The following is a 14,988-nucleotide window of genomic DNA, read 5'->3' as shown; positions in this document are numbered from 1 at the left end:
CAACGAAGCGTCCGCAACGCCGGCTCCTGCTGCGGCGGCGTGTCAAGCTGGTGGACATGGAGACCGGTTCCGTGCGCCGCGTTCTGGCCGTGAAGCCGGACGGCCCGTGGCTGGTGCTCGTCGACGGGACCACCTGGAACGTCGAGCCCCGGAACACCGAGGTGGACGAGCCCCTTGCCCGTCCAGCGTTCAAGTCACCCAGCACGCCGCGAAACGGCTCCTGAAGGAGAACGGCCACTGGCAGCACCGTCGGTGAGCCAGGGTGAGGAGCGAGCCCCGGACCGTCGGTCATCGCAAGCGCCCAGGGTGGCCCGGCCATGTCGTGGCGATCGTCAGGGCCGCTTCGGCGCCGTGGCGCGGCCCGATTGGTTACCATGCGTAGCCTTTGGGTACTTTCTGTAGTCGTTGGGTGACTTATCAGAAAAAGCGTGGGATTGGGTGGCGATGGGGCGGCATGGATCTCTTGCGGTGTTGACGTTGGTCGTGGCGTTCGGCGCTGGATGCTCCCTCATCCAAGGGGATGCGCGGACCGCGTACGACATCGGCGCTGTCCGGGATGGCGGTGGCGGACCCGGCACCGATCCGTCCCCCACCGGTGACGCGTCCGGGTGGGAGGGGGTGGCCCGTGCCCTGGGGCGCCCGGGGAAGCTGTCGGCGGACAAGAAGGTCTACCGTGTCCCGTTCCCGCGCTCGGACCTGAAGGTCACGTCGTACGGGGTTGACGTCAAGCCCGGCCTGGCTCTGGGCGGCTACACCGCGTTCACCCGCTACCCCGACGGCGACGTCATGATGATGGGCGACCTGGTCGTCACCGAGCCGGAACTGCAGAAGGTCACGGACGCCCTGCAGGCCCATGGCATCCAGCAGACCGCGATCCACAAGCACTTGCTGTCTCACCGGCCCGAGGTGTGGTGGACGCACATCCACGCCATGGGCCGCGACGCGACGGCCATCGCCCGCTCGGTCCGGGCCGCGCTGGACGTCACGGCCACCCCGATCGCCCCGGCCTCCACGACCCCCGCACCGAGCCTGGACCTCGACACTGCCGCCCTCGACCAAGCCATGGGAACCAAGGGCACCAACGACGGCGGCATCTACAAGTTCACCTTCAAACGCACCGAACCGGTGACAGAAGACGGCCGCGTCATTCCCCCCGGCATGGGGGTGACCACCGCGCTCAACTTCCAGCCCACCGGAGGCGGCAAGGCGGCCGTCAACGGCGACTTCGCCATGACCGCCGGCGAGATCCAGCGCGTCATCAAAGCCCTTCGCGGCGGCGGCATCGACGTCGTCGAGCTCCACAACCACACTCTGCGCGAACGACCCCGCCTGTTCTACATGCACTTCTGGGCCGACGACGACGCCGTGAAGCTCGCCAGGACCCTGCACGAAGCCGTCGCCGAGCAAGCCGTCACCCCGGCGTCGTGACCGACGCCCCGGACGTTTGCTCAGCTGCCCGTCACGTTGGTGAGAAGGACCAGGATCAGGGTGGCGACGGCGAGGACGCCGTGTCCGGCGACGACGGCGACCGGGATGGAACGTTCCGGGGCGGTGCTGGTGGCGCCTGCGCGGTGGACGGGGATCCAGCGGGCCAGCATCGAGAAGCCGAGCAGCGCGACCACCACCAGCAGGGCCAGCGCGATCCACGCGAGCAGGTCGGCGTCGAAGGCCAGGTAGAGGATCCACAGGATGAGCCCGGCGGCGGCGAGCAGCAGGTGGCCGAAGGCGACCGGGGCGGGCAGGCGGGATTGCCCGCTGCGGGGCCCGCCGCGGGAGATCCACACGCTGAGCATGTAGAAGCCGCCGAGCGCGGTGAGGATCCAGAGGACGAGTGCTGCGACAGCCATGGTGACGTGCCTTCCTGGTGTCAGGAGCGGAAGCCTTCTTGCTGGGTGTTCTCGTCGGCGACGCGGACGCCGTAGCGGTAGGCGAGCTTGCCGCCGAGGTAGCCGGAGACGGTGAGCGCGGCGAGGGCCACCACCGACAGCGCGATCTGGCCCGCCTGCACCGGACCTGTGCCCGCGCCGGTGGCTCGCCACGCCCAAGCCGCGCCGTAAAGGGCGGTGACGAGCAGGTTGAGCACCATGTGGAGGCGTGCCGTGCGGAACGCCGGCGTGCCCGGCGGGATGGCCAGGAAGTCGAGGAACCCGAACATCGCTGCGGCCAGCGCGCCGATCACACCGACGGCGATCAGCCACAGCGAGCCGCGGGCCAGGAATGCGGGCTCGGGCACCACGAGTGAGGCCAGGTCGAAGACCAGGCTCGTGACCCAGGCGCCGATGGGCACGGCGACCAGGATCGGGTGGAACGGATGCCCGTACGGGCCGGCCAGCGCCGTGAGGGGCCGCTTGGCCTGATGCTGCTGCGCGGACATGAACCACCTCCTATTTCACCAACAAGTCTTAGCTTTATCTGCTCGATGGTCAAGAGAAGATCGGTTTCAAAGGACAAAGTTGGTGTTATCGTGAACAGGTGACGGATCAGGCGGTGCGCGCCGTGGCGGCGCTCGAGGACGAGCTGAGACGCCGCATGTACGCGTTCATCCGGCACTCACCCGCGCCGGTGACGCGCGACGAGGCCGCGCAGAGCGTCGGGATCTCCCGCAAGCTGGCGGCCTTCCACCTGGACAAGCTGGTCGAGGTGGGGCTGCTCAGGGCGACGTACGCCCAGCCTGACGGCATCCGGAGGGTCGGCCGGGCCCCCAAGCTGTATCAGCCCACCGGCCTGCAGGTGCAGGTCAGCATCCCGCCGCGCGAGCACGGCCTGCTCGCCGAGATCCTGCTGGACGCGGTACGGCGGCAGCGTCCCGGGGAGAGCGGGCCGCAGAGCGCCGTACGGGTGGCGGCCGACCGCGGGCGCGAGCTGGGCCAGGCCGAGCGCGAGCGGCTCAAGCCCGGTCGGCTCGGTACCGAACGGGCCCTCACCTACATCGCGGACATGCTGGAACGCCATGGCTTCGAGCCTGCCCGCGTCGCGCCGACCTGCCTCCAGCTCGACAACTGTCCCTTCCACCCGCTCGCGGCCAAGGATCCCGACCTGGTGTGCGGCATCAATCACGCCTTCCTGTCGGCGTACTGCCAAGGGCTCGAAGCGACCACGGTGGAGGCGAGGCTCGTCCCCCGGCCCGGCGCCTGCTGCGTGGAGCTGGGCTCCGCTTCGAAGGGGGCCGCTTCGTTTCCGGGACGTGCCGGCTGAGGCGAGCGGAGGGCCGTAGCCCGGACGGCGCCACTAGCACTGGTGTACCAATTTGGGATTAATTACCCGATTTGGGGTATAGGCGGGGCTGCCACGCTGCTGCTACATGCCGTAGCGAATGGCGGCGTTCTGCAACAGCGGGGGCTTGCATGAAGATCGCCTGTGTCGGCGGCGGACCCGCCGGCCTGTACTTCTCCATCCTGATGAAGGGCGTCGCCCCCTCCCACGACGTCACCGTCTACGAGCGCAACCCGGCCGGCTCCACGTACGGCTGGGGCGTGACCTACTCCGAGTCCCTGCTGCGCAGTCTCCACGCGACCGACCCCGAGTCGGCGCGCGCCATCCTCGACAGCTCGGTCCGCTGGGACCGGTGGGACTACTTCCGCGGTCCCCGGACGATGTCCGATCCCGAGGGGGGAGAGGGCTTCGGCATCGGCCGGCAGCGGCTGCTCGACCTCCTCGCCGAACGGGCCCGCGGCCTCGGTGTGCGCATCGCGTACGAGCGAGAGATCGCCGACGAGCGGGAACTCGCCGACGCCGACCTCGTCGTCGCCGGCGACGGGGCCGGCAGCAGGATGCGCGAGCGCCACGCCGTCCACTTCGGCACCGAGGTCGGCGTCGGCCGCAACAGCTACGTCTGGCTGGGCAGCGCCAGGGCCTTCGACTCCTTCGTCTTCTCCTTCGAGGAGACCGAGCACGGCTGGATCTGGTGCTACGGCTACCCGTACAGCCCGGACCGCAGTACCTGCGTGGTGGAGTGCGCGCCCGAGACCTGGAAGGGGCTCGGGTTCGACCGGGCGAGGGAGGCCGACACGCTGGTCCGGCTGGAGAAGATCTTCGCCGGCATGCTGGACGGGCACCCGCTGCTCGGCCAGGGTGACGCCCAGGGAAGCGCGCGCTGGCTGAACTTCCGCACGGTCTCCAACAGGACCTGGCGCCGGGGCAACCTGGTGCTCGCGGGCGACGCGGCCCACACCACCCACTACTCCATCGGCGCGGGGACCACCCTCGCCCTGCGGGACGCGGCCCTCCTGGCCGCGGCCCTGCTCCAAGGGCCGCCGCTGCCGGTCGCCCTCGCCCGCTACGAGCGGCAGGCCAGATCGGCGGTCCGCTCGGCCCAGCGCTCAGCGCGTTACAGCTCCCAGTGGTACGAGAACCTGCCACGCTACACGGACCTCCCGCTGCCGCAGATGGTCCTGCTGAGCAAACTGCGCGGCTACCGCCTCGTGCACCATCTTCCACCGAAGCTGTGCTATTTCACACATCAGGCAGCGGCGAACACTGTAGGCAGGATTCCCCGTGCCATGCGCCGGAAGGCGGCGAGGCCAATTAGTTGACACGACATATATGTCGTGTAATGTAACTCTCGTGACAATCAAGAACGTCTCCGTGGTGAGCACCGGCACCGTGAGCATCCACCCCGAACACGTCCTGGCCTCCGGCAAGCCCCTCTACTGGTGGGTCATGACCTCGCGCCGGTGGACCGCACCCCGCCCCATCAACGTGTACGTGATCGAGCACGAGAACGGGCTGGTGCTGTTCGACACCGGCCAGGACCGCGCGTCGGTCACCGACCCGCGCTACTTCCCCGGCGGGCCGACCGGGCTGTTCTACAAGCGCCTGGCCCGCTTCGAGATCGGTGAGGACCAGACCCTCACCGCTCGGCTGGCGGCCCAGGGCCACGACATCGCCGACGTCAGAACCGCGATCATCTCCCACCTGCACCAGGACCACATCGGCGGACTACGGGAGCTGACCCACGCCGACATCATGGTCAGCGCGCAGGAGTGGGCCTCGCTCCACGAGCCCCGCCCCGAGATGCGCGGGCTGCTGCGCGACCACATCGAGCTCCCCGGGCTGCGCCCGCGCCACCCCGAGTTCCGGCCCGTGCCCGGCATCGCTCCCTTCACCGAGGGCCACGACCTGTTCGGGGACGGCTCCCTGGTGCTGGTCCCGACCCCCGGCCACACCCCTGGATCGATGTCCCTGCTCGTCCGCCGGCCGGGCCGCGACCCGCTGCTGATGGTCGGCGACCTCACCTACGACGACCACCTGCTGCGGGAAGGCCGCCTCCCTGGGGTCGGCGAGGAGGAAGGGCTGCGCGCCAGCACCGCGCTGGTCAACGAGTTCCGCCGCCGCAACCCTGGAGTGACGATCCTGGCCGCCCACGACCCCCGGGCCGCCGCCGCGCTCGCCGCCGTCGAGAGCACCGCGCATGCGTCCCGCTGAGGAGTTCCGCTACCTGGTCCTGGCCGCCCAGCGCGAGGGCAACCGGCTGCTCGGCCAGGCGCTCAAGCCGCTGGGCGTCACCTCGTCGCAGGCCGAGGTCCTGCGCCTCCTCCAGGACCGCCAGCCCCTCACCCTGTCCGGCCTCGGCGACCTGCTCGTCTGCGAGAGCGGCAACAGCCCGAGCCGCCTCGTCGAACGGCTCGTGCAAGCCGGGCTCGTCCACCGCGAGACCCCCGAGCACGACCGCCGCCACATCGAACTCACCCTCACCCAGGAAGGCCAGGACCTCGCCCGCCGGATCGCCGCGATCGAGAACGACCTCTACGCCTCCATCGACGCCCTGCCCGCCGACCTCGAACCGGCCATGGCCGCCCTACGAGCCTTCGTACAGGACCTCCCCGCAGGCCAGGCCCTCACCCGCCGAATCGAGGGCGCCTGAGTGGGCCCTCCCGCCGCCACGGGGTGGCCGTCCGCGCGGGCGACCGGGGCGACGGAGACGGCGAAAGGGCTGAGACCGAGGCTGATGCTGCGTTTCGGTGGCGTGGCGCTGGGGTCGGCGAGTTCGCTCGGGTCGGCGGGCGTGGCGGTCGGCGTGGCGGGCTGGCGCTGCTGCCGCTCAGGACCGGCCCCCAGGCCGCATGCCCGCGCGGCGGGCAAGCGCCGGACCGCGGTACGGCGGCGCGCCGCGCCGCCGCCTGATATCTAGAAGAACAACTCGGCAAAGCAACTGGTTGACCGGCCGGTGTTCAGCCGAGCGGCTCCACTCGGCGGCTTGTGAGGGCTCGGCGGGCGGTTCGAAGAACGTGCCGCTGCTGGCGGTGTACGGCGCGGTCCGGGACGCTTCCGGTCGTCCGCTGGTCGTGGTTGAGGTACTGCTTCCGACCGATCGTCACGAGCTGGAGGACGCCTGCCGGTGAGGTGACGGCTCGCCTCTACGTGCAACGCCAGTCCCAGTCGCTGCCGTGCCTGTCGGTGACCTCGACGATCACACGGCGGCCCGACGTGTCTCCTGTGTCTTCGAAGAACAAGGAGAGTGTCGCGTTCTCTTCGGCTCCTTTGATCGTGGCCTTTCCGTAGTGCCTGCGGATCTCCTCCTGCGTGCGCTTGGTCTGCAGGACGATCCTGATGCGGTAGTCGCAGTAGTCGCCGTTGCCTCCGAACAGGCCACGGCCGAAGTCCGCATCGCGCTGGTCGGATAGCTCGCTGGTCTCTGGCGGGAGCGGGTGGGTCAGTACTCGGTCCAGCAAGGCGTCGAGGCGGTCGTCGTCACGCCAGACGGGCGGCATGACGAACCCGAACACCAAGATGAGCGCGCCGAAGAACGGCAGGACAACAGCGACTAAGCACCCCCATGTCCACCGCGTCATGATCGCGACAATAGGGCACAGCCGCTGTCCACAGCTATGGAGTCGCTGAACGGCTCCGGGCGGCCGATGCGCTCGACCTCTCTCGTCCAGGCGTGCCGTTCCCGCGCGCCATGCAGGCGATGCAGATCAAACGCCGCTGCAGCCCGAGGCGCCGCTCGGTGCTGGCGTGGGTGTCGGACCGCATCCAGCGGTACGGCGTGTCATCCGTGGTCGGCGTCCGCTTCGTCCCAGGAGGAAGGGGGAAGGGCGCGATCACCGCGGGGATCGTCGACCTGTCGTTCCGCGGGTTCCTGCTCGCCGCCTGCCTCTCCGAGATCATCTTCGTCACGTGCACCATCGGGCTCGGCTACCTCGGCGGGCGGCTCGTCCCGGGCGGCGCCTCGCCGGCCCCAGGAGACCGCTCCAGCCCGGCAACCGGTTCCCTGTCAGAAGAAGCGCACCTAAGGTCAAACATAAAGTTCATTGACTTTTAAGCAGGCGCCTGACTAGGGTCGCGCCATGTTGAGGAAGATGCTCATCGTGGCCACACTCGCCACGGTGGCCGGGACGACCGCCTGCGGGTCGTCGTCAACGGAGTCTGGTGGCCAGACACTGCGCATCGGGATCACCGACAGCCCGGTCGACTCGCTGAACCCGTTCGTCGCACAGTACGTACTGCCGCTCTCGGTGATGCGCAACATCTACCCCTACCTCGTCGGATACAAGGGCGAGCAGGTGGTTCCCGACTTCGCGAGCTCGTGGGAGACCTCGAAGGACGGGACGACGATGACCTTCCACCTTCACCCGGGCGCCAAGTGGAGCGACGGGCGGCCCCTCACCTCGGCGGACGCCCTGTGGACGATCCAGACGACGCTGAAGTTCGCCAAGTCGTCCACCGCCGGCCTGGCGTTCCTGCTCAACGGCGTGACGTCGGCGAGCGCGCCCGACGACCACACGCTCGTGATCAAGCTGGCGGCGCCGCTGAGCACCGCCCTCGCCCAGCTCGCGATGCTGCCCGTCCTTCCCCAGCACATCTACGCGTCCGCCGCGGCCGGTGACGGCTCCGGGCTGCGGCGCTTCGCGAACAGCGCGCCCGTGGTGTCCGGCGGTCCGTTCGCACTCTCCGAATACCGCAAGGACGAGTTCCTGCTGCTGAAGCGGAACGCGAACTACTACGGGCAACGTCCGAAGGTGCAGGCCGTCGGCATCCGCCTCTACAGTTCGGGCGACGCGATGGTCTCCGCGCTGCGCAACAACGAGATCGACCAGGCCAAGGTCGTCCCGGCGACCGTCGTTGACCAGCTCAAGGGCGACGGCAGGCTGCGCGTGAGCAAGGTGCCGAGCGCCGACGTCTTCGTGCTCGGCTTCAACTCCAACAAGGCCAAGCCGGAGCACCGCGAACTGCTCGACCCTCGTGTGCGCAAGGCGTTCGCGTCGGCGATCAACCGTCCGCAGCTCACCGCCACCGCGACCGTGGGCACCGGAACCGTCATCGACACCCTGCTGCCCCCGAGTATCGGCGGCGGCTGGACCGCGACCGGCGTCAAGCTGCCGGCCTTCGACCCCGACGGGGCCGGCCGTCAGCTCGACGCGCTCGGCTTCAAGCGCGGCGCCGACGGCGTGCGGACCGCGAACGGACACCCGATGAGCTACAAGGTGCGCTTCGTCGCAGGCGAGAGGGAGCGCCAGTTCGAGAGCATCAGGAACGACCTCGGCCGCATCGGTGTCAAGGTCGAGGCCGCTCCGTCGGATGCCAGCTCGTTCGTCTCCGCCGTCCACGGGCCGGACGACAAGTACCTCGACACCGACCTCTTCCTCAACAACTGGATGTCACTCTACGACCCGACGCTGCAGCTCAGCGTCCTCAGCTGCGGCCAGCTCGCCAACCTCAACGATGCGGGCTACTGCGACAAGACCTACGACGGCCTGCTCCAGCAGCAGGCCACCGAGCTCGACCCGGCGAAGCGCAAGGCGATCGTGGACCGCATGCAGCAGATCCTCGACGACGACCTGCCGTGGATCCCGCTCTACGCGAGGGCGATCCTCAACGCGCACGCCTCCACCTGGGACGGCTTCGTGACCAGCCCGTACACGACCGACTTCCTCTCGACCAACGCGTTCGCCGACGTGCGGCGCTCCGGCTGAGCCGATGAACCGCGGCCTCGACCTCGTTCTCCGCCGGACTGCGGTGGCGCTGATCACGATCTTCTGCGCGGTCAGCCTCAACTTCCTGCTCTTCCGCGTCGTCCCCGGCGACGCGGTGAGCAACCTCGCCCGTGTGCCGAACTCGACCGTCGCCCAGCAACAGGCGCTGCGCCACGAATTCGGCCTCGACCGGTCGATCGGCGCGCAGTACGTGGCCTACCTCCGCGAGCTCGCGCACGGGAACCTCGGGCGGTCGTTCGCCAACGGCCAGCCCGTCTCCAAGAATTTGGGCGAGGCCCTCGGCAACACACTGCCGATGGTTCTGCTCGGCACGGTGGTGGCGATCGTCGCCGGCATCGCGACCGGTGTGCTGGGCGCGGTACGGCGGGGAACCCGGACGGACCGGGCCTTGACCGTCTCGTCGCTGGCCGTCTACGCCCTTCCGGCGCAGTGGGTCGGGCTGCTGCTGCTCTTCCTCCTCGGCGGCGTCTTCCCCTCGGGCGGCCGTGTCGACGAGTTCCTGATCGAGCCGAGCGCGTGGCAGCACGCGGTCGACGTGCTCTGGCACATGACACTCCCCTCACTCGTGGTGGGCCTCACCCTCTTCGGTCAGTACGCGCTGCTCACGCGCACCGCGACGCTGGAGACCCTCTCCGAGGACTACGTGCTGACCGCACGCGCCAAGGGCCTGTCGACGCCCCGCATCGTGCGCCGCCACGTGCTGCGCAACGCGATGCTGCCGATCTCGACGATGATCGCGCTCACGCTCGGCTCCGTCGTCGGGGGTGTCGTGCTGATCGAGACGGTCTTCTCGTGGCCGGGCATCGGCCGCGCCGTCTACAGCGCGGTGACCTCGCGCGACTACCCGATGCTGCAGGGTGCGTTCCTGGTCCTCACGGTCGTCGTGGTCGTCTGCAACTACGTCTCCGATCTCGTCTGTCTGCGACTCGACCCCAGGATCACCGCATGAGCCAGTTCCGGTTCCTCCGCCGGCCCGCGATCGCCGTCGCGGCCGGAGTCCTCGCGCTGACACTTCTGGTCGCGCTGTTCGCGCCGCTACTGGCGGCCGGCGAGGCCGGGCGCCGCGTCGGTCCGGTCTTCGGCGGGCCCTCCTCCGCTCATCTCCTCGGGCTCGACGACGCGGGCCAGGACGTGCTCTCACTGCTGTTGCACGGTGCGCGTACGGTACTGATCGTCGGTGCGGCGGCCAGCCTCGTCGCGGTCCTGATCGGCTGTGCCGTCGGGGTTCTCGCGGGTTACGCGGGCGGCTGGGTGGACACCGTCCTCATGCGCGTCACCGACTACTTCCTCGTCGTCCCGGCGCTGCCGTTCATGATCGTCGTCGCTGCCATCTGGGGACCGAGCCTGGACCACATCATCCTGGTCATCGGGCTGCTGTCGTGGACGCAGATGGCGCGGCTCACCCGTGCCCAGACGATGTCGCTGCGCGAGCGCGGCTACATCGTGCGCGCCCGCGGCCTGGGCAGCAGCCATCTGCGGATCGTCACGCGTCACCTGCTGCCGCACCTCACCCCGCTCGTCGTCGCGAACGCCGCGCTGACGGTGGCCACCGCGATCTTCGCCGAGGCCGCGCTGGCGTTCCTCGGTCTCGGCGATCCGACGAGCGTCTCCTGGGGCCGCATGATCGAGCACGCCTTCAGCCGGTCGGCCCTCAGCGCCGGCGCCTGGTGGGCCTTCGTCCCTCCGGGCTTGTGCATCGCCGCCGTGGTCGTGGCCTGCAGCGTCATCGGCCAGGGCGTCGCCGAGATCGCCAACCCCCAGCTCCAGCGCGACCACCTGCCCCCGCGACGGGTCCGGCTGCGCGCGACGCCGGCGGGTGGCGGCGAGGACGACGGTGGCGGGTCCGAGTCCGGCCCGCGACTCAGCGGGCGTACGGCTGCGACCGTGATGGAGGAGTCATGAAGGGACCGGTACTGGAAGTTCGTGATCTCCATGTGTGGTTCGACGGGCCCGGCGGGCGGGACGTCCATGCCGTACGCGGCGTGAGCTTCGACGTGCGCCCCGGGGACCGGCTGGCGCTGGTCGGGGAGTCGGGCTGCGGGAAGACCACCACCGTGCTCGCCGTGCTCGGGCTGCTGGGGGCCGCCGCGTCGGTCTCGGGTTCGGTCCGCGTGGACGGGCAGGAGGTGCTGCCCGGCGGTGACGCCGCGATGGCGCCCTATCGCTGGGGTGACCTCTCGATCGTCTTCCAGGGGGCGCTGAACGCGCTCAATCCCGTACGGACTGTGGGCAGCCAGATCGCCGAGGTCCTGCCCCGCGACCGGCGGGTGTCGCGGCGGGCGGCGCTGCGGCAGGCCGGTGAGCTCCTCGAACGGGTCGGGATGGCGGCCCGCAACGTGGCCCGCTACCCGCATGAGCTGTCGGGTGGGATGCGCCAGCGCGCGTGCATCGCGATGGCACTCGCGGGCGAGCCGCGCGTGCTGTTCGCCGACGAGCCGACGACGGCGCTGGACGTCGTCGTGCAGGCGCAGATCCTCGAACTGCTCGACCGGCTGGCGGACGAGCTGGGGCTGGCCGTCGTGCTCATCAGCCACGACCTCGGGCTCGTCGGCCAGCTCTGCGACCGGGCGATGGTGATGTACGCCGGCCGCGCGGTCGAGGAGGGGCCGACCGTGGGGCTCTACACCGCGCCGCGCCACCCCTACACGCGACTGCTCTACGAGGCGACGCCCGTCCTCGGCGCCGAGCGTCCGCTTCGCTCCATCGGCGGCGGCCCACCCGCCCTCGACGTCCCCCTCGCGGGCTGCGCCTTCCGCAGCCGCTGCCCCGACACCGAGGACCGCTGCTCCCTCACGGAGCCCGCCCTCACCCCGGTCGCTCCGGCCCGCCGGGCCGCCTGCCACCTGACCGGCAGGACCCCATGACCCACCGCCCTTCGGCCGGAAGCCCCTTGCGGCTCGGCCACCCGCACCTGATCAGGAAGCCATGAGTCATCTTCTCGAGGTCGAGGACCTGGTCCTCCACCACCGTGTTCCGCGTACGGTCGCCGATCGGGTGGCTCGGCGGCCGGCCCGCGTGGTGCGAGCCGTCGACGGCGTGTCGCTGCACGTCGATCGGGGCGAGCTCGTCGCGCTGGTCGGCGAGTCGGGCTCGGGCAAGACGTCGACCGCCCAGAGCATCCTCGGCCTGGTGACCCCGTCCCGCGGGACCGTACGCATCGACGGCTCCGCGATCGAGGGCCTCGGGGCTCGCGCGATGCGGCCCTGGCGGCGGCGGATGCAGATGGTCCTCCAGGACCCGTACGGCTCGCTGGACCCGCGCTGCACGGTCGCGTCGATCGTCGAGGAGCCGCTGCTGATCCACCGCCTCGGCGGCTCGGCGGAGCAGCGGCGAGCCAAGGCCGTGGACGCGCTCGAACGCGCGGGCCTGCGGCCTGCCGGGACTTTCCTGCCGCGGCGTCCGCGTGAGCTGTCGGGCGGGCAACGCCAGCGGGTCGCGATCGCCGCCGGCCTCGTGCTCGACCCGAGCCTCCTGATCGCCGACGAGCCCGTCTCGATGCTCGACGTCTCCGTGCGCGCGGGAGTCCTCGGGCTGCTGCGCGAGCTGTGCGACGGCGGCGGGACCGGCATCCTCCTGATCACGCACGACCTCGCCACCGTCGCGCACTATGCCGACCGGCTGGCCGTCATGTACCTCGGCCGGATCGTCGAGGAGGGTCCGCCCCGTACGGTCATCGAAGCGCCGGCGCACCCGTACACCCGGGCGCTCATGTCGTCGGTGCTGCATCCGGACCCGCGCGAGCGGGGGAGCCGCGTGGTGCTGGGCGGTGATGTCCCCGACCCGGGTGCGCGGCCGGACGGTTGCGCGTTCCATCCCCGCTGCCCGCTGGCCGACGACGGCTGCCGTACGACCGATCCCGCGCTCGGCCCGGTGGATCGGCGTCCGGCCGGGCACAACGCGGCCTGCCTGCGACCGCTGCCGGTCAGCCGGACGACCGCGGCGCCGGATCACGCGCCGGGGGGTACGGCCGGGACGTCGCCGGCCACCGGTCCGGGTGCGGTCCCGGACCCGTCGCCCGGCGGTACGGTGATGCCGTGACCGTCTCCGAAGAGCCCACGCCGGCGGTGCTGTTCCGTCCGATCAGCGGCACCCGAGCGTTCGAGGAAGTCATCGGACAGATCACTTACGCGATCCGCGCGGGCTACTACATGTCGGGCGACAAGCTCCCGACCGTCGCGGAGCTCGCCGAGCTCTTCCGCGTCAGCCGGCCCACCGTCGGCGACGCGGTGCACGTGCTGGCCCGTGCCGGGGTCGTGGAAGTACGCCGGGGCGCCACGGGCGGGATCGTGGTGCGCTCGGGGAACGTGCCCGCCGCGCTGGTCGGCTTCGACGTCGAGCTGCGGGCCCGCGAGATGATCGAACTGGTGGAGGCGCGCAGGCCGGTGGAGATGGAGCTCGCGCGGCTCGCCGCCATGCGCGCGACCGAGAAGGACTTCGAGCAGATGGCCGAGGCGGCGGCGATGCTGCACGCCGCGCAGGAGCCCGACGACATCATGCATGCCGAGAACCTCTTCCACTACCTGATCGGCAGGGCCGCCCGCAGCGACATGCTGGCTCGCTACCAGCACGAGATCCTGGAGGCCAAGGCCGTCCTCATGAACTCGTGGACCGTGCGGCTGGATCCGGTGCCGATGGCCGTCCTCCACGACGAGACGCTCGCCGCACTGCGCACGCGCGACCCCGAGGTGGTGCGGGCGGCGATGGACGACCATCTCCGCGATCTGGAGGACACCGTGGAGCGTATGCGGCGCGGGCGCGACCGCGATGCCCGGCGGTCGGCGAAGGCGAGCACATAACATCAAAGTCTTTTATCTTTGATGTTTCCTCGGTAGAGTCGTCGCCATGCGCAACCTCCTGCCTTCGGAAGCCCTGAACGCCGAGATCCTCGCCGAGGTCGCCCGGCACACCGAACGCACCATCGAGATGCGCCGTCACCTGCACGCCCACCCCGAACTGGGCTTCGAGGAGCACGCCACCAGCGCCTACGTCGCCGACCGCTGCTCGGCGCTGGGACTCGACGTCCGGCGCGGTGTCGGCGGCACCGGGGTGATCGCCGACCTCGACTCAGGACGACCCGGCCGTTCGGTGCTGGTCCGTGCCGACATGGACGCCCTGCCGATCCCGGAGGTGGACGACGGACGGCCGTACCGCTCGACCGTGCCCGGTGTCATGCACGCCTGCGGGCACGACGGCCACACGGCGATCGCCCTGAGTGTCGCGCACGTCCTGCACGCGCTCGGCGACCACTGGAGCGGGCGCGTCCGCATGTGCTTCCAGCCGGCCGAGGAACTCGACGACGGTGCTCGCCGGATGATCCGCGACGGGGCCATGGAGGGCATCGACCGCGCCGTCGGCCTGCACCTGGCCTCGCACATGCCGACGGGCCGGCTCGGCGTCGGCACGGGGTTGCTGCTCGCGAGCCTCGACACCTTCCACATCACGATCACGGGTACGGGCGGGCACGCGGGCTCCCCGGACGGCGCCGTCGACCCGGTGCCGATCACCGCCGAAGTCATCCTCGCGCTGCGCGACCTCGGGAAGCGGGCCCGCGCGGACGGATCCGTCGTCACCGTCGCCCAGGTCAACGGCGGTGCGGCCCCGAACATCATCCCCGCAGACGTCACGCTCGCGGGCACGATCCGCACGCTGGACCCCGGACGACGCGTCGCGCTCCGCGAGACGGTCGAGCAGACCGCGCGGGACGTCGCCGCGCTCCACGGCGCGACCTCCACGTTCTCGCGCGGCGCCGGCTGCCCGTCCCTGACCAACGACCCGGCCGTCACCTCACTGGTCCGCGACGCGTTCACCGGAGCGTTCGGACCGGACCGGGTCCTCGACGTCGAGCCGGCGACCGGCTCGGACGACATGGCCCTCTACCTCGACGAGGTCCCCGGCTGCTACTACGCCGTCGGCGCGGGCACCCCCGACGCCGTCCCGCACCACCATCCGGCCTTCGACATCGACGAGCGCTCCCTGGCGGTCGGAGTCGAGTCCCTCACCCGGGCGGTGCTCGCACTGCTCGCCTGACCCATCCGATGACGAACCGGAGGAG

17 protein-coding genes are annotated in these 14,988 nt (G+C 70.5%); 14 read left to right on the top strand and 3 right to left on the bottom strand.

Translation table 11 applies throughout. From position 1 onward, the window contains the following. The first annotated feature begins 56 nt into the window (after positions 1-56). Together BMX74_RS44660 and BMX74_RS40695 are read left to right on the top strand one after the other, a co-directional pair. On the top strand, positions 57-224 hold the full coding sequence (locus tag BMX74_RS44660; protein ID WP_177227704.1) for a hypothetical protein: 168 nt from the start codon (positions 57-59) through the stop codon (positions 222-224). Between the two features lie 394 nt (positions 225-618). Continuing rightward, on the top strand, positions 619-1,428 hold the full coding sequence (locus BMX74_RS40695) for a DUF1259 domain-containing protein (RefSeq protein WP_218154233.1): 810 nt from the start codon (positions 619-621) through the stop codon (positions 1,426-1,428). A gap of 20 nt (positions 1,429-1,448) precedes the next feature. On the opposite strand, the gene BMX74_RS40690 is transcribed toward BMX74_RS40695, so the two are convergent. Together BMX74_RS40690 and BMX74_RS40685 are read right to left on the bottom strand one after the other, a co-directional pair. Beyond that, on the bottom strand, positions 1,449-1,847 hold the full coding sequence (locus BMX74_RS40690; protein ID WP_055509331.1) for a hypothetical protein: 399 nt from the start codon (positions 1,845-1,847) through the stop codon (positions 1,449-1,451). Positions 1,848-1,867: 20 nt separating this feature from the next. After that, positions 1,868-2,374 (bottom strand): DUF2231 domain-containing protein, encoded by a 507-nt coding sequence (locus BMX74_RS40685; protein ID WP_055509333.1) that lies wholly within the window; start codon positions 2,372-2,374, stop codon positions 1,868-1,870. A 98-nt stretch (positions 2,375-2,472) separates the two neighbouring features. Here BMX74_RS40685 and BMX74_RS40680 point away from each other — a divergent pair, with 98 nt between their 5' ends. The 4 genes from BMX74_RS40680 (at position 2,473) to BMX74_RS40665 (ending at position 5,863) form a co-directional block, all read left to right on the top strand. Further along, positions 2,473-3,195, top strand: a complete 723-nt coding sequence (locus BMX74_RS40680) for a helix-turn-helix transcriptional regulator (protein ID WP_091105767.1) — start codon at positions 2,473-2,475, stop codon at positions 3,193-3,195. 149 nt (positions 3,196-3,344) lie between these two features. Further along, positions 3,345-4,532 carry an FAD-dependent monooxygenase gene (locus tag BMX74_RS40675; protein WP_091105765.1) on the top strand — a complete coding sequence of 396 codons (1,188 nt, stop codon included), beginning with the start codon at positions 3,345-3,347 and terminating at the stop codon, positions 4,530-4,532. A gap of 31 nt (positions 4,533-4,563) precedes the next feature. Then, a complete protein-coding gene (locus BMX74_RS40670) occupies positions 4,564-5,424 on the top strand; it encodes an MBL fold metallo-hydrolase (protein ID WP_218154231.1) in 861 nt (286 codons plus the stop codon). Then, a complete protein-coding gene (locus tag BMX74_RS40665) occupies positions 5,411-5,863 on the top strand; it encodes a MarR family winged helix-turn-helix transcriptional regulator (RefSeq protein WP_055509343.1) in 453 nt (150 codons plus the stop codon). The genes BMX74_RS40670 and BMX74_RS40665 overlap by 14 nt, the downstream gene beginning before the upstream one ends. Before the next feature lie 493 nt (positions 5,864-6,356). On the opposite strand, the gene BMX74_RS40660 is transcribed toward BMX74_RS40665, so the two are convergent. Continuing rightward, positions 6,357-6,791 (bottom strand): hypothetical protein, encoded by a 435-nt coding sequence (locus tag BMX74_RS40660; RefSeq protein ID WP_055509348.1) that lies wholly within the window; start codon positions 6,789-6,791, stop codon positions 6,357-6,359. Between the two features lie 92 nt (positions 6,792-6,883). Here BMX74_RS40660 and BMX74_RS40655 point away from each other — a divergent pair, with 92 nt between their 5' ends. The 8 genes from BMX74_RS40655 to BMX74_RS40620 all read left to right on the top strand — a co-directional run bounded on the left by BMX74_RS40655 (position 6,884) and on the right by BMX74_RS40620 (position 14,963). Then, positions 6,884-7,264, top strand: coding sequence for a DedA family protein (locus tag BMX74_RS40655; protein ID WP_091105762.1), 381 nt, complete (start codon positions 6,884-6,886; stop codon positions 7,262-7,264). Between the two features lie 25 nt (positions 7,265-7,289). Further along, positions 7,290-8,915: an ABC transporter substrate-binding protein gene (locus tag BMX74_RS40650; protein WP_091105760.1), complete on the top strand. Its 1,626-nt coding sequence runs from the start codon at positions 7,290-7,292 to the stop codon at positions 8,913-8,915. A gap of 4 nt (positions 8,916-8,919) precedes the next feature. Then, a complete protein-coding gene (locus BMX74_RS40645) occupies positions 8,920-9,885 on the top strand; it encodes an ABC transporter permease (RefSeq protein ID WP_091105758.1) in 966 nt (321 codons plus the stop codon). After that, entirely contained in the window at positions 9,882-10,838 is a 957-nt protein-coding gene (locus BMX74_RS40640; protein WP_063792343.1) for an ABC transporter permease, read from the top strand. The genes BMX74_RS40645 and BMX74_RS40640 overlap by 4 nt, the downstream gene beginning before the upstream one ends. Then, positions 10,835-11,800: an ABC transporter ATP-binding protein gene (locus BMX74_RS40635; RefSeq protein ID WP_055509355.1), complete on the top strand. Its 966-nt coding sequence runs from the start codon at positions 10,835-10,837 to the stop codon at positions 11,798-11,800. Before BMX74_RS40640 ends, BMX74_RS40635 begins: the two co-directional genes overlap by 4 nt. A gap of 61 nt (positions 11,801-11,861) precedes the next feature. Next, positions 11,862-12,974: an oligopeptide/dipeptide ABC transporter ATP-binding protein gene (locus BMX74_RS40630; protein ID WP_091105757.1), complete on the top strand. Its 1,113-nt coding sequence runs from the start codon at positions 11,862-11,864 to the stop codon at positions 12,972-12,974. Continuing rightward, complete coding sequence (locus tag BMX74_RS40625; RefSeq protein ID WP_177227703.1) at positions 12,971-13,732, top strand: FadR/GntR family transcriptional regulator; 762 nt, start codon at positions 12,971-12,973, stop codon at positions 13,730-13,732. Before BMX74_RS40630 ends, BMX74_RS40625 begins: the two co-directional genes overlap by 4 nt. Positions 13,733-13,778: 46 nt before the next feature. Beyond that, the gene (locus BMX74_RS40620; protein WP_091105753.1) at positions 13,779-14,963 is read left to right on the top strand and encodes a M20 metallopeptidase family protein; all 1,185 of its coding nucleotides are present in this window, start codon (positions 13,779-13,781) and stop codon (positions 14,961-14,963) included. The last annotated feature ends 25 nt before the right edge of the window (positions 14,964-14,988 follow it).

Source organism: Nonomuraea pusilla, from assembly GCF_900109355.1.
Taxonomy (GTDB): domain Bacteria; phylum Actinomycetota; class Actinomycetes; order Streptosporangiales; family Streptosporangiaceae; genus Nonomuraea; species Nonomuraea pusilla.
This window is presented reverse-complemented; position numbering and strand designations above follow the sequence as displayed.